Annotated in this window: 14 protein-coding genes; 5 read left to right on the forward strand and 9 right to left on the reverse strand. The window is 60.1% G+C overall.

Annotated elements, in window-relative coordinates; all coding sequences use genetic code 11:
• Positions 1-26: 26 nt before the first annotated feature.
• From ACLEJQ_RS18260 to ACLEJQ_RS18285, 6 genes are all read right to left on the reverse strand, one after another.
• The gene (locus ACLEJQ_RS18260) at positions 27-3,647 is read right to left on the reverse strand and encodes a transporter substrate-binding domain-containing protein (RefSeq protein ID WP_440797143.1); all 3,621 of its coding nucleotides are present in this window, start codon (positions 3,645-3,647) and stop codon (positions 27-29) included.
• A gap of 8 nt (positions 3,648-3,655) precedes the next feature.
• A complete protein-coding gene (locus ACLEJQ_RS18265) occupies positions 3,656-4,282 on the reverse strand; it encodes a response regulator (protein WP_440797145.1) in 627 nt (208 codons plus the stop codon).
• 382 nt (positions 4,283-4,664) lie between these two features.
• On the reverse strand, positions 4,665-5,993 hold the full coding sequence (locus ACLEJQ_RS18270) for a deoxyguanosinetriphosphate triphosphohydrolase (protein WP_440797147.1): 1,329 nt from the start codon (positions 5,991-5,993) through the stop codon (positions 4,665-4,667).
• A 230-nt stretch (positions 5,994-6,223) separates the two neighbouring features.
• Entirely contained in the window at positions 6,224-6,559 is a 336-nt protein-coding gene (locus ACLEJQ_RS18275; RefSeq protein WP_440797149.1) for a hypothetical protein, read from the reverse strand.
• Positions 6,556-6,945, reverse strand: a complete 390-nt coding sequence (locus tag ACLEJQ_RS18280) for a phage holin family protein (protein ID WP_245144481.1) — start codon at positions 6,943-6,945, stop codon at positions 6,556-6,558. Before ACLEJQ_RS18280 ends, ACLEJQ_RS18275 begins: the two co-directional genes overlap by 4 nt.
• Positions 6,946-6,947: 2 nt before the next feature.
• On the reverse strand, positions 6,948-7,262 hold the full coding sequence (locus ACLEJQ_RS18285; protein ID WP_440797151.1) for a DUF883 family protein: 315 nt from the start codon (positions 7,260-7,262) through the stop codon (positions 6,948-6,950).
• Positions 7,263-7,593: 331 nt separating this feature from the next.
• On the opposite strand from ACLEJQ_RS18285, the gene ACLEJQ_RS18290 reads away from it, so the two are divergent.
• Positions 7,594-8,802 (forward strand): ammonium transporter, encoded by a 1,209-nt coding sequence (locus tag ACLEJQ_RS18290; protein WP_440797153.1) that lies wholly within the window; start codon positions 7,594-7,596, stop codon positions 8,800-8,802.
• An 8-nt stretch (positions 8,803-8,810) separates the two neighbouring features.
• Here the strand turns inward: ACLEJQ_RS18290 and ACLEJQ_RS18295 are convergent, their stop codons facing one another.
• A complete protein-coding gene (locus ACLEJQ_RS18295) occupies positions 8,811-10,523 on the reverse strand; it encodes a cation:proton antiporter (RefSeq protein WP_440797155.1) in 1,713 nt (570 codons plus the stop codon).
• 190 nt (positions 10,524-10,713) lie between these two features.
• Between ACLEJQ_RS18295 and ACLEJQ_RS18300 the strand changes: the two genes are divergently transcribed.
• The 3 genes from ACLEJQ_RS18300 (at position 10,714) to ACLEJQ_RS18310 (ending at position 12,329) form a co-directional block, all read left to right on the forward strand.
• On the forward strand, positions 10,714-10,953 hold the full coding sequence (locus ACLEJQ_RS18300) for a glutaredoxin family protein (protein ID WP_440797157.1): 240 nt from the start codon (positions 10,714-10,716) through the stop codon (positions 10,951-10,953).
• A 92-nt stretch (positions 10,954-11,045) separates the two neighbouring features.
• Positions 11,046-11,366: a transcriptional regulator gene (locus ACLEJQ_RS18305; protein WP_440797159.1), complete on the forward strand. Its 321-nt coding sequence runs from the start codon at positions 11,046-11,048 to the stop codon at positions 11,364-11,366.
• A gap of 72 nt (positions 11,367-11,438) precedes the next feature.
• Positions 11,439-12,329: a pseudouridine synthase gene (locus ACLEJQ_RS18310; RefSeq protein WP_440797161.1), complete on the forward strand. Its 891-nt coding sequence runs from the start codon at positions 11,439-11,441 to the stop codon at positions 12,327-12,329.
• Positions 12,330-12,568: 239 nt separating this feature from the next.
• Here the strand turns inward: ACLEJQ_RS18310 and ACLEJQ_RS18315 are convergent, their stop codons facing one another.
• Complete coding sequence (locus ACLEJQ_RS18315; protein WP_003183689.1) at positions 12,569-12,790, reverse strand: YgdI/YgdR family lipoprotein; 222 nt, start codon at positions 12,788-12,790, stop codon at positions 12,569-12,571.
• A 75-nt stretch (positions 12,791-12,865) separates the two neighbouring features.
• Complete coding sequence (gene mobA, locus ACLEJQ_RS18320) at positions 12,866-13,468, reverse strand: molybdenum cofactor guanylyltransferase MobA (protein ID WP_440797163.1); 603 nt, start codon at positions 13,466-13,468, stop codon at positions 12,866-12,868.
• A gap of 79 nt (positions 13,469-13,547) precedes the next feature.
• On the opposite strand from mobA, the gene moaB reads away from it, so the two are divergent.
• Positions 13,548-14,087: a molybdenum cofactor biosynthesis protein B gene (gene moaB / locus ACLEJQ_RS18325; protein ID WP_245144373.1), complete on the forward strand. Its 540-nt coding sequence runs from the start codon at positions 13,548-13,550 to the stop codon at positions 14,085-14,087.
• Positions 14,088-14,102 lie beyond the last annotated feature (15 nt).

Raw genomic sequence — 14,102 nt, forward strand, 5'->3', positions numbered from 1 at the left:
CTGCGAACAGCATAGTAAACACCGGATTATTTTGCCTTGGCGATCTCCATGCCCAAGGCCTGCTCAAGCTCGGTCATGGCGTGGTCGAGGGCCTGGATACACGCGTCGATCTGTCCAGGTGCCTGCTCTTGGCGACAGGCCTGCTCCAGGGCTTCGCACCGCTGGATCAGCACGGTTGCCTGGACGATTCGGGCCACGCCTTTTATCTTGTGCGCCGTTTCTGTCAGCGCCTGGCGGCTGCCCTGCCGGGCGACCTGAAGCAACTCCTGACGGTCTGCTCGACTGCTACTGAACAGTTCGCTCAACAAGCGCCGCGTGGAAGAAGGGTCGCCACCGGTCAGCGCCTGCAGGCTCTGCACGCTGAAGACCTCGGGGCGGACGGTTGCGTTGACGTTCTTGATCCACTGGCTCAGGGCGTTCAGGCTGATCGGTTTGAACAGACAGTCGTCCATTCCGGCGTCCCGACAGCGTTGCTTTTCCTCCGGTTGCGCATTGGCGGTGAATCCCAGGATGGTGCAAGGCGGCCGTTGGCTTTCGGTCTCATCGCGGCGAATCGACCGGGCCAGCTCGTAGCCGCTCATGATGGGCATGTTGCAATCGGCGATGACCAGGTCGAAGTGCCCGTTGCGCCACATCTCGAGCCCATGGCCGCCATCGTGGGCCACCTGGTAGCGGTGGCCCAGGTATTCCAGTTGCTGCGACATCAACAGGCGGTTGGCGGGATGGTCGTCCACGACCAGGATGTCCAGGGCCGTTGCGGCTGTTTCGATCGCCGGTTCCAGGGATATGCCAGGCGTCGCGGGTGGCAGGGTCGTCAAGCGCAGGCAGACCTGGACCTGGGTACCGATGCCCGGCTGGCTGTTCATGTGCAGGCTGCCACCCATCATCCGGCACAGGTTACGGCTTATCACCAGCCCCAGGCCTGCGCCTTTGCGGGCCATTCGACTGGTGTTGTCGATCTGGGCGAACGGTTCGAACAGCCGTTGCAGATCGGCCGGGCTGATCCCGATGCCGCTGTCGCTGACTTGCAGTTGCAGGCGCAGGACATTGTCCTCGGCGGTTCGAGACAAGCGGACCTTCACCTGGACCTGACCCTTTTCGGTGAATTTGAGGGCATTGCTGATCAGGTTCGACAGCACCTGCTTGAAGCGCAACGGGTCGATCAAGACGTCCGGACTGCCTTCGGTGGTATCGAACTGCAGCGATAAACCGACGTTCTTCTGCCTCGCCACACCTTCGAATACCCGTATGACCGATTGCAGCATGGCCCTGAGATTGACCCGTTCGGGCGCCAGACTCAGATGGCCCGATTCGATACGGGCGATGTCCAGGATGTCGCCGATCAGTTCGAGCATCCCGGATGCCGACTCATAGGCCACTTCGATGGACGAACGATCAACATGGCCTTTGTCGGCCTGTTTGAGTGCCAATTCCAGCATGCCGATCACGGCGTTCATCGGGGTGCGGATTTCGTGGCTCATGGTCGCCAGGAACGTGCTCTTGGCCCGGTTGGCGTCTTCGGCTTGTTGCTTGGATGCGCGCAGCTGTTCGAACAGTTGTCGCCGCTCGCTGATGTCGATCCAGCCGCCGATGATGCCTTGTACCTGGGCGGCCGAGTTTCGGTAGGGGAGGATCCAGTGGTAGATCGTCAGTTGCCGGTCGCCGATGTGCAAGGGCCGGTCCATGATCAGGGGAGTCCCTTCGCGCATGACGCGCTGGTAATCGGCCTGGTACTGCTGCGCTTCGAAGGCGTTGCTCATGGAGCCCGACATCACATCCTTGCCGAGGATGTCCTCGCGCCGTGCATCGAAGGTCTCCAGGTAACTGTCGTTGCAGCTTTGCAGCAAGCCGTTGCGATCCCTCACATAAATCGGATGGGGCGTGCCGTTGAGCAGGGCGTGCATGAACTCCAGTTGGTCATTGAGGGCCAGTTCCGCCCGTTGACGTTGCCTAATCTGGCGCTGCATGTAGGCGTTCCAGGCCAGCGATAGCAGCAACAGCAAACCGACACCCGCCACGACCTGGAAGAACAGGCGGTTATAGGTGCGCCAGGTGTGTTCCGATGCCGAGACGTAACCACGCCAACGATTGTTGATGACGCCCAGTTCATCGGGGTCGATGCTGGTCAGCGCCTTGTCGAGTATCGCGCTGAGCTCGGTGGCATTTTTTGCGGTGGCCAGGGAGAACAGGGCTTGCTGGGTGCCGACCGTGCTGCTGATCTGCAACCGGTCGTGCAGCCTGTGGGAGGCGATGAAGTAGTTGGCCATCACCAGCGAGTGCACGCTGCCATCGACCTTTCCATCGGCAAGCATTTCCACAGCGCGCAAGGAGCCGTCCGTTTCGATGATCGTGATAGCGGGGTACTGGCTGCGTAGCCATTCGATGACCGGGTTGCCCTTGGCGATGGCCAGGCTTGCACGACCGAATTGATCGAGCGTCGTCGGTGTGCCTGCATGTTTGCGGGTCAGCAGGACGAACGAACTGTCGACGTAGGGTCGGCTGAATCGGAGCTGTTGTTGTCGCTCGCCACTGGGCAACAGCGCAGCCACCATGTCGGCCTGATCGTGCAGGACCGAGGCGATCATTTCGCTGTCGCTCTGGCGCCGCTGGATATCCAGGCGCAGGCCGGTGCGCAGCCTGATCAGTTCCAGGAGGTCGGCGCTGATCCCGCGCATATCGCCCTGTGCGTCGAAGAAAGTGAACGGCGCCGATGTTTCGTTGACTGCCACTCGAACCACGGGATGAGCCGCAAGCCAGCGTTGCTCGCGGTCGGTCAGTTGTATCCTGTGGTCGGTGAGGTACAGGTCGCTGCCGGCGCTCCAGCGCTTGGCGATGGCCGCTTGCTCGGCGATCGGGATCTGGTTGAGCGTGGTGTTGATGATGTCGAGCAGGCGGGTGTCGTTGCGTCGCACCGCGAAACCGAACCCGTGGGATTCGTGCTTGCCGAAGCTGGCCATGCGGATATTGCTCAGGTAGCCCTTGCTGATCATGTAATGGGTGGAAATGGTATCGCCGAGGAAGACATCGGCCTGGCCGAACGCGACGGCGTTGATGGCGTTCTGGTAGGAGGGGTAAGTGGTGATGAGCGCCTTGGGGTACAGCTTTTCAATTTCCGGCAACGGCAGGTAGTGATAGACCATGCTCAGCCGCAGCCCTTCGAGATGGTCGGCCAGGGATGGGCTCTCGTCGGTGCGAGTGACGAGAACCGGTTGGTCTACGGCATAGGGGGTCGATAACACCAGGTCTGGATTGCGCGCTTCGAAACCGTTGGCCGTGCCCAGCAGGTCGATCTGCCCTTGTGCAAGAGCGGCCACGGCGGCCTCGCGGGAATCGAACCGTAGCACCCGCATGGGCAGGCCGGTCGCCCCGGCGATGAGCCCTGCATAATCGGCAGTCATGCCTTCGTAATCGCGGCCGCTCGTGGAAAGGTCGAAGGGCGGGTAATCCGGTGCAGAGGTTCCCAGGACCAGTTCCCGTCGATCCGTCAGCCAGGCCCGGTGGACGTCATCCAGGCGAACCTCGACAGGGGCCGTCGGCGAGCGCCCCAGGAGCGTGTACGGCTCGGGCGCGGCGGGGGCCGCCGCGAGGACACCGGCATATAAACCCGCGGCTGAAAGAAGGAGACATTTCGTTATGCATTTGAGCATCCGGTTTCTCACACCAGCGCGTTGCGCTTGGCCATTTCAATCAGGTCTACCAGGGATTTGACTTTGAGTTTCTGCATCAGCCGTTTCTTATAGGTGCTGACGGTCTTATTGCTCAGGAACATCCCTTTGGCTATTTCCTTGTTGGTGCGTCCCTGGGCAAAGAGTTGCAGCACCATCAACTCGCGATCATTGACGCTCTTGAAAAGATCCAGCTCTATGCTGCGCGGATCATCCGGGTGCATCGGATTAAGTGCCTGGCTGGGGAAATAGTTGTAGCCGGACAATACCGCCTTGATAGCACTGACAAGTTCGCTGAGATCTTCCTGTTTACACACGTAGCCAGAGGCACCGGATTGCATACAGCGAATACCGAACAGCGTGGGCGATTGGGCCGTGAGCACCAGGGTCTTGAGGGGAGTGGTCATAGCGTTGAAGCGCGAGAGGATTTCCAGCCCGTCGAGTTTGGGAATGCTGATATCCAGAATGACCAGGTCCGGCATGCATTCGCGCACCATTTGCATCGCATCGACGCCATTGTCAGTTTCCCCTACGACCTTATAACCCTCATGCTCCAGGAGCATGCGGACGGCGAGGCGGATGACCGGATGATCGTCGACAATGAAAACGGAGTTCATGAATAAATTCCCTGCGAGCTTAATAAAGCGCGCACCTTAGCCCAGTTACAGCCGAGGTCGTACGAACAGACAGCCATGCAACTTCAATTTCAGAAGTTTCCTACAAAAAAAGAGGCAAGATATTACGGGTGTAAAGGGTTTTAGTAGGCGAATGGAATAGGAAAACTGACGAATCAGTCATTTGTGAAAGGAAATTTCCGCAGTTTTGTTGCTTATATAAACGTCTAGGAAAAGCGATATTCAATGTTGCGCTGGCGAAATACTTCATTTCCAGCCAAGCGTCCTTTGTTGTGTTGGATCAACTAATGCGTTACCGAATTTCTGTGGGAGCGAGCAGGCTCGCTCCCACAGGATTGGTGACGTCCGGGGATGTGGCTCCAATTCATTGCCGGGTGCGACCGGTCATTTCCTGAGCCATTTCGCTGGCATAGCTATCGGTCATCCCGGCAATGAAGTCAATCATGCGCAGGAAGGCAGCATGCAACGGCCCGTTCGGGTCGGGCGCGTTGTTGCCCAGTAGGTCGAGGATGCGACGGTTCTTGAACGAAGGCGTGCGACCGCCGTGTTGTTCGAGTGCTGCGCCGCAAAAACCATTGAGCAGGATTTCCAGCGTGGTGTAGGCGCCGATTTCGTGCAGGGTCTTGCCTTTGTCCTGGAATATTTTCCTGCGTGCCATGTCCTTGGCATTCAATACGCAGCGCTTTGCCGGGCCATGCATGTGTTCCACCAGATCTCCCGGCAGCGTGCCGGCAAGCAAGGCCTCCTGCTGCTCGACGAAAGCCCGCGCGGCGGCGTTGGTCAGGTGTTCGATGGCCTTGCCTCGCAGGATCGCCAGCTTGCGGCGCCGGGAGTCCAGCGGCCCCAGCTGGCGATAGGTATCCGGAATATCGTCGCCCACCAGGTCCAGCAGCAGCGATTCCACCTGCGAGTACTGTAGAAGCTCCATCTCCACGCCGTCTTCCAGGTCGATCAGGGCGTAGCAGATGTCATCGGCGGCTTCCATCAGGTACACCAGCGGATGCCGCGCCCAGCGTTGGTCCTCGATCTGCGGCAGGCCCAGTTTATTGGCAATCTGCTCCAGCAGCGGCAGTTCACTCTGATAACAACCGAACTTGTGCTTCTTGTAACCAAGGGAGTCGGCGTGACGCGCCGTCCACGGGTATTTCAGATAGGTGCCCAGGGTGGCATAGGTCAGTCGGGTTCCACCGTCGAACTGGTGGTATTCCAACTGCGTGAGGACGCGGAAGCCTTGGGCGTTGCCCTCGAAATTCAGGAAGTCGTTACGCTCGGCTTCACTCATGGCGTCCAGCCAGCCGCGGCCCGCCGCCTGCTGGAACCAATAGCGAATGGCGTCTTCACCGGAGTGACCGAATGGCGGGTTGCCGATGTCGTGGGCCAGGCACGCCGATTGGACCACCATGCCCAGGTCACTTGGCTCGCACCAGTCGGGTAGGGCATTGCGCAGGGTCTCTCCCACCCGCATGCCCAGGGAGCGCCCGACGCAACTGACCTCCAGCGAATGGGTCAGGCGCGTATGGATATGGTCGTTGCTGGAAACCGGGTGGACCTGCGTCTTGCGTCCGAGGCGCCGGAAAGCGCCGGAGAAGATGATGCGATCATGGTCTTTGTGGAAGGGGCTGCGACCCAGCTCTTGCGGGCTATGCAGGGGTTTGCCGAGGCGTTCGCGATTCAGCAGGGTGTGCCAATCCAAGGCCGGTTGCTCCGTTTGATAATGTCGATGCCTTAGCTTCCCGTTTCGAGCGTCGCGCTGCAAGGCCCATGCTTGCCGAGACCCATGGGAAAACGTGGCGAGGGAGCTTGCTCCCGCTGGACTGCGCAGCAGGCCCCCTGTTGTGAGCGTTTCGCACGGGAGCACCAGCCCGGCCAAGCGGGAGCAAGCTCCCTCACCGCAGGCTACTCGTTCCCGGTCCAGACGGCTCGTCAGGGCTTGCGCATGCTCTTGGCCAGTTTGATCAGCGGCAACAATGTGGTTGCCAGCTTGACCAGGCCGGTGATGCTTCCTGTACGGCCGCTACGGGTCCGCTTGCCGGTGATGAAACCCAGCAATGAAACCGCAGCCATGCCCCACAGTGGCGCGTGCTTGATGCCGAAGCCGTCATGCCAGCTTTGCGTCATGCCGCGAACCCGATGCAGAGGCAGCAGCAACTGACGCGTTTCCTGGCGGATCTCCTGGCGATGCATTTCCATGCGCAGGCGCACCAGCGCCTTGCGCATTTCCTGTCGGGTCCGGGCTTGGGGAATATCAGGCAGGCTCATGGCAGCAGGCGCTCCCGGTCATTGGCAAGTTCTTCGAGGGTGGCATGGAAAGGCGAGGACTCGTCGTAGATTGCTGCCTTGAGCCGAAGGCCGCAGAACAATGCCGCCAGCAGGTAGAACAGGCACAGTCCGAGAATCCCCGCCAGGCGATAGGTGTCCCAGACCAGGATCATCACCAGCGCCGAGAGCCCGACCAGTAGCAACAAGCCGAATACCAGCGCCAGGCCGGCGAACAGCAGGAGGCTCACGGTGCGGGCCTTCTGTTCCTGCAACTCCATGCCGAACAATTCGACATGACTGTGCAGCAAGCCAAGGAACGCCGCGCCGAGGCGGCGCGCAGTGGGTTTGGTGCCCGCTTCAGGCGAGCCGGATTCGTCGATGCCCATCATCAGCGCCGGGTCGCCAGCAGGCCGATCAAGAAGCCCACGCCTGCAGCAATACCAACGGATTGCCAGGGGTTGGCCTGTACGTATTCTTCGGTAGCGATCACTGCCGCCTGGCCGCGTTCGCGCACGGAGTCTTCGGTCAGTTTGAGGGTCTCGCGGGCGCGCAGCAGCGTTTCGTGGATCTGGCTGCGCAGGACGTCAGCCTGATCACCCGCCAGGGTGGCGGTGTCGTCCAGCAGTCGTTCGGTGTCGCTGACCAGCGTCTGGAAATCTTCCATCAGGGTTTCTTGAGCAGTCTTTGCCTGGGTTCTGGCCATGGGTGAATCTCCGTGAGATGACGTCTGAAGCGTTCGAGTATGAGCCTTGCCGGAAGGTTCAGTGAAAGTGCCTGGTACAACTCTTGCTCAGGCATTTGCCATGTACTGGTGCGTTTGTCCGCACCCGTGCGCTGTAGATGGGCGCCAGCCCGTAAAACCTTAACCCAAATAATCAAAACCCGCGAAGCAGCTCCCGGCGTGATGTCGTTTGCCGATGCTATTGCACCAAAACGGCACGTTCCTCGGGTGGAGGGGCGTTTCAACTTGGTGCGCTGTCGAGCTGTGCGACCCGGTTTGGTGCCTTTTCAACTTTTTCAGGTCTGCCAACACCATGGAAAATATGCAAAGTGCCGTGGACAGTCTGGTCCACAGCTCCAACACGCTGTTCATCCTGCTCGGTGCGGTCATGGTACTGGCCATGCACGCCGGGTTTGCCTTCCTTGAGGTAGGCACGGTCCGGCAAAAGAACCAGGTCAATGCGCTGTCGAAAATCCTCAGCGACTTCGCCGTCTCGACCTTGGCCTATTTCTTCATAGGCTATTGGATTTCCTATGGCGTGACGTTTCTGCAACCGGCAGCGGTACTCAGCACCGATCACGGCTACAGCCTGGTGAAGTTTTTCTTCCTGCTGACCTTTGCCGCCGCGATCCCTGCGATCATCTCCGGCGGTATTGCCGAGCGCGCCCGATTCGCACCGCAGTTGTGCGCCACCGTGTTGATCGTGGCGTTTGTGTATCCGTTTTTCGAGGGTTTGGTCTGGAACGGCAATTTCGGCCTGCAAACCTGGCTGCAGGCGAACTTCGGGGCCAGTTTTCACGACTTCGCCGGCTCCGTGGTGGTGCATGCCATGGGCGGCTGGCTGGCGCTGGCCGCCGTGCTGTTGCTCGGCCCACGCAATGGCCGTTATCGAGACGGTCGCCTGGTGGCGTTCGCGCCGTCGAGCATTCCATTCCTGGCCCTGGGCTCGTGGATCCTGATCGTCGGCTGGTTCGGCTTTAACGTAATGAGCGCCCAGACCCTGCCTGGAGTCAGCGGGTTGGTGGCGGTCAACTCGTTGATGGCCATGGTGGGCGGCACCGTGGCGGCGTTGGTCGTGGGGCGCAATGACCCAGGCTTCCTGCACAACGGCCCGCTGGCCGGGTTGGTGGCGGTCTGTGCCGGCTCCGACCTGATGCATCCGGTGGGAGCGCTGGCCACAGGTGCCATTGCCGGTGCCTTGTTTGTCTGGTGTTTCACCGCGGCCCAGGGCAAGTGGAAGATCGACGATGTGCTGGGTGTCTGGCCGCTGCATGGATTGTGCGGCGTCTGGGGCGGAATCGCTTGCGGCATCTTCGGCCAGGGTGCGTTGGGTGGCCTGGGTGGCGTCAGCCTGGTCAGCCAACTGATCGGCACGGCGCTGGGCGTCGCCGTGGCCCTGGCTGGTGGGTTCGCGGTCTACGGCCTGATCCGGGCATTGTTGGGCCTGCGCCTGAGCCAGGAACAAGAGTATTACGGCGCCGACCTGTCGATTCACAAGATCGGGGCGGTGAGCCAGGACTAGACAAGGCATCACGGCACTTTGTCCTGATTGCCGGGATAAAAGCCATGCAACAAGCGATAGCGGTCGTGACGGACCTGGTCCACATGTTGACGGATCTGCTGTTCGGGCAGACCGAGCATGACCAACGCATGGGAGGCCAGCATCAGGCTTGACTCCAGTAACTCCGGGACCACCTCGCTGGCCCCGGCGGCCTGCAGTTCGGCCAGTTGGCTGTCGTCACGGGTGCGCACCAGGATCGGCACCTGCGGATTGAGCCGTCGCGCCTCCTTGAGCACGGTAATGGCGATGTCCGTCTTGTCGACCGCGATCACCAGCAACCTGGCGCGGCTCAAGCCGACGGCGGCCAGCAGGTCGCCACGCCGGGAATCGCCATAATGCACGCAGTGCTCCCCGACGGAGGCTTCCTGGATGATCACCGGATCTTCATCCAGGGCGACGAATGCCTGGCCTTCGCGGCGCAGGAACCGCCCGATGGATTGCCCCACACGCCCATACCCGCAAATGACCACGTGACCCGACAACCCGGCGTTGAGCGCGCTGATCTGGTCCAGTTGTGCCGCTTCGTTGGGTTTGCGATGCAGCCTCGCGGCAATATGCGGAGCGGCGCGCAGCAACAGCGGAGTCAAGAGCATCGAGCAGAACGTCGCTGCCAGCAGCAGGCCGCTGATGTTGTCGGGCATGAGTCGGTTCTGCTGCATCAGCGCCATCAGGGCGAAACAGAACTCCCCGCCCTGGGCCAGTGCCAGGCCGCTGCGCCAGGCGGTTTCTGCGTCGCTGCCGCGCCATTTCACCAGCGCGGCGACCACGCTGCCCTTGATCAGCATCAGGGCAAGGGTCAACCCGAGGATCGACAAGCCGTCATCGACGAACAGTTGCAGGTCGATCAACATGCCGATGCTGACGAAAAACAATCCCAGCAGGATGTCGCGGAACGGGCGTATATCGGCCTCGATCTGGTGTCGGTAATGGCTTTCTCCCAACAACATGCCCGCCAGGAATGCCCCCAGGGCCGGCGACAGGCCAAGCAGATGAGTCAGCCATGCCGTCAGCAGCACGATCACCAGGGCCAGCAGCACGAACAGTTCCGCCGACCGGGACGCTGCCACCTCATGGAACAGCCGGGGCAGCAGCAGTCGGCTGGCCAGCAGCAAGCCTGCGAACAGCACCAGGGTCTTGCCCAGGGTGAGTGGCAACGCCCAGTACCACGGGTGCTCGCTGCTACCGGCGAATACCGGTACCAGGGTCAACAGCAGGACCGCGATGACATCCTGGAACAGCAACACGCCGATGGCGTTCTGGCCATGGCTGCTGAAGATCTCTCCCTGGCTGCCCAACTCCTTGCTGACGATGGCGGTGGAAGACAGGGCCAGACCCGCGCCGAGCAACAATGCCGCGACCGGCGGCGCACCGGCAAACCCCAGCAGCATCGCCAGGAGCGCACCCGAACACAGTACCTGCAAGCTACCGAGGCCGAACACGACCCGGCGCAGTCCGAGCATTTTCGACAGGGAGAATTCCAGGCCCAGCGAGAACAGCAGGAATACCACTCCGAGCTCGGCCAGGTCCGGCAGTTCCTCGCTGTCGTTCACCCAGTCCAGCGCGGTCGGCCCCACCGCCAGCCCGACGCACAGGTAGCCCAGCACCGGTGGCAGGCGCAGCCGCCGGAACAAGGCAATGACCACCAGGGACGAAGCGAGAATGATCAGCAGATTGGTGAACAAGGGGTACTCCGTTTCACGATGGCTGTTCGAAGCGTAGAAGGTAACAGGACCCTCAGCCTCGCTGGAAAAGCATTAATGTTCAGTGATTTGCATCAGCGTTTTACCGAAACATCCGCAAGCGATAACGCGGCTCGACGGTTCTGTGGGGCGGGCCTAGAATGACCGTCTATCTTTTTTGGGTCTACCTGCCATGTCTCCTGAATGCCAGTTGTACGGCACCCTGGGTTGTCATCTGTGTGAAGTTGCCGAGGCGGTGCTGATGCGTTTTGTCGAGCATGGGTTGTTGGTGGAACTGGTGGATATCGCCGAGAGTGAGGAATTATCCGAAACCTACGGTTTGCGTATCCCGGTGTTGCGCCGGATCGATACCGGGGCGGAACTGGACTGGCCGTTCGATGACCCTGACCGGGTCGCCGCTTTTCTGCGCTGACCCGTTTGCGCTTCCCCGGCAAACCATGCCATTGGCGAAAATCGCACGCTTCGGTTACTGTATGCCCATACAGTTATCCGGAGTAGGTCCCCTTGGTCAATGTCGAACAACTCAAAGCCAGCGTAAACAGGATGTCCGCAGACGTTGTCCGCGAAGCGGTCCAGGAATTGCGTCTGGATGGGCTGGTTACCGAAGGCAAGACGCCATTCAATAAGTTGCATTTCAATACCTGCTTCGCTGAGATTGAGGCGCTGTTTCAGCGTGCCGGTTATCACAAGCAGTTGGATGTGGTGGGCTACCAAGGGCTTATGTACGCCTTATACGACCCGGGACGCTGGGAGGCGGTGCAAGTACTGCGCTGGTTGAAAGAGTTCACCGAGGCGGCGGCAAAGCCTGAATCAATCCCGGTGTGACGCAATCATTACTGGGCGGGCTGGCGCGAGTGTCGGATAATGCCGCCCCGCAGAAATGGGTAAGAGTCTCCAATGTCCGGTGCATCATTTTCCGCCGCTCACCATCAGGCCAGTACGTTGTATCTGCCCCCCGGCTCCTGGCAGACAGTATTTGAATGCCTGTGCGAGCACTTCAGCGCCGTAAGCCGTGAGCAGTGGCTGGACCGGATCGCGCGGGGCCGGGTGCTGGATGGGGAGGGGAGGCCTATTCATCTCGACTTGCCCTATCGCGAAGGCCTGCGCATCCATTACTTTCGCGAAGTACCCGACGAAAAGCCGATTCCGGTGGTGGAGGCGATTCTCTACGCTGATGAGCATTTGGTGGTAGCGGACAAACCACATTTCCTGCCCGTGACCCCGGCGGGGGAGTATGTCGAGCAAACCCTTCTGCGACGGCTGATCCGGCGTCTGGACAATCCATACCTGGTGCCCTTGCACCGCATTGACCGGCACACGGCCGGGCTGGTGTTGTTTTCAGCCAACCCCGATACGCGCTCGGCGTACCAGTCATTGTTTCCGACCCGGCAGATCAAAAAGCGCTACCAGGCGATCGCCCGTGGGCTGCCTGAGCTGACTTTTCCTCGGGTGCACAAGAGCCGGATGATCGATGGCGAACCCTTTTTCCGGATGCAGGAAGTTCCGGGCGAACCCAATACCGAGACGGCTGTCGAGGTGTTGGAGAAAAACGGTGAATTGTGGCGTTACGGTTTGTATCCGGTCACGGGCAAGAAACATCAACTGCGGGTGCATATGAATGCCTTGGGGGCCGGCATCTGCAATGATCCGTTTTATCCCGATGTGCTTCGGGATGCGGAAGATGACTACGCCAATCCTCTCAAGTTGCTGGCTAAGGGGCTGCGCTTTGTGGATCCGGTGACCGGGCAGGAGCGGGTGTTTGAAAGTGGCATCAGGTTGGAGTGGTAGCCAGAGCCTGTGCGCGGCTGAACCACCGCCATCGCGAGCAGGCTCGCTCCCACACTTTTGCTCTTTAGCAGACATAAATCTTGTGTAAACACCGAACCTCTGGGGGGGGGGCGAGCTTGCTCGCGATGGCGGTGTGTCTGCTTGCATCAATGTCGAATGAGATGGCCTCTTCGCGAAACCCAAAAAAAAGCCCGCAAAAAGTTGCGGGCTTTTTCTATAACAGTGTCCAGCGCAGAAAATTACAAATCCTTGACCGTACGAACCTGATCCTTGTTCACACGAGTCTGCTTACCATCCAGTTGCTCGAATTCGTAAAAGCCGCTTTCTTCGTCGTACTTGGGCGTGTCGACGGCCTGGATTTCGCGACCGTCATTCAAGGTGATCACTGTTGGCGATGCGCACCCGGCAAGAGTGGCGAGGCCCAGAGCAAGCATGAAAGTGGCGAGGGTCCGTTGAGTCATGGTGTTTCTCCGAAAGGGATTCTTCAAGTTACTGACCTTCAGACGTATACATCGCGCGCAAGTTCCTGGCTAGTGTCAATCTGACACGCCTTTATGACGGGCCAGTAATTCCGGTGTGTTCAGGTTTGCCAACCGCGGATCGTCAGCCGGGCATTGCAGGGCGACCGCATGCAGCGAGCGCATAATGCGGCCAGGGCTGCGTTCGCCTTCATTCCAGGCCTGTTCGAAGGTCACCGCCAACACCAGCGGAATGATGCATATCAACGGTTCCCAATGCTCGCCATGCCGGACCATCAACGGCCTGTCAGGGTGTTCGCTGGCGGTTCTGCGCATACCGTCGAGCAGGTTCGCGTCGATTTGCGGTACGTCGCACGGCAATACCAGCAAATACGGGTGTCTTGCCACCTTGAGGCCCGCACGGATCCCGGCCAATGGGCCGGGAAAGTCGCCTTCATCGTCTTGCACCAACTGATCGGCATACATTGCATAGCGATCCCGATTGCGGTTGCAGGAAACAATCAGGTCATCGCTCATCGCTCGGGTCTGGCGGTGCAGATGGGCTATCAGCGGTTCGCCTTGCCATTCAAGCAGGCCTTTGTCCCGGCCACCCATGCGTTGTCCACGACCACCCGCCAATAGCAGAATGGAGCATGATGGCAGGGAGGTGGTCGAGTTCATGGCGTTGTATCCGCACAGGCGAAAAAATCAGGCGCTGTGATATAACACCGGGCTGTTTCCACTACAACTGGACGAGCCTATGAAAGCCAAGGCCGATGTACCTTTCGTGCCGCTCAATATTGCGGTGTTGACTGTCAGCGATACCCGTACCCTGGAAACCGACACCTCCGGGCAGGTCTTCGTCGATCGGCTCACGGCTGCCGGTCATAATCTGGCGGCGCGGGTATTGCTCAAAGATGACTTGTACAAAATCCGGGCGCAGGTTGCGACCTGGATTGCCGAAGAGGTGGTGCAGGTGGTGCTAATCACCGGCGGCACCGGCTTCACCGGTCGCGATAGCACTCCGGAGGCCGTCACATGCCTGCTGGACAAGCAGGTCGATGGATTCGGCGAGTTGTTCAGGCAGATCTCGGTGGCGGACATCGGCACTTCGACCGTGCAGTCCCGGGCGCTGGCAGGCCTGGCCAATGGCACGCTGGTATGTTGCCTTCCAGGTTCGACCAATGCAGTGCGCACAGGGTGGGACGGGATCCTGGCCGAACAGCTGGATGTGCGGCATCGACCATGTAACTTCGTGGCCCATCTGAAACAGGCGGCACCCTGTGAATCCCGTGGGTAAACCTGGCAAGGCCGG

The organism is Pseudomonas sp. SMV71 (assembly GCF_052042015.1).
Classification (GTDB): domain Bacteria; phylum Pseudomonadota; class Gammaproteobacteria; order Pseudomonadales; family Pseudomonadaceae; genus Aquipseudomonas.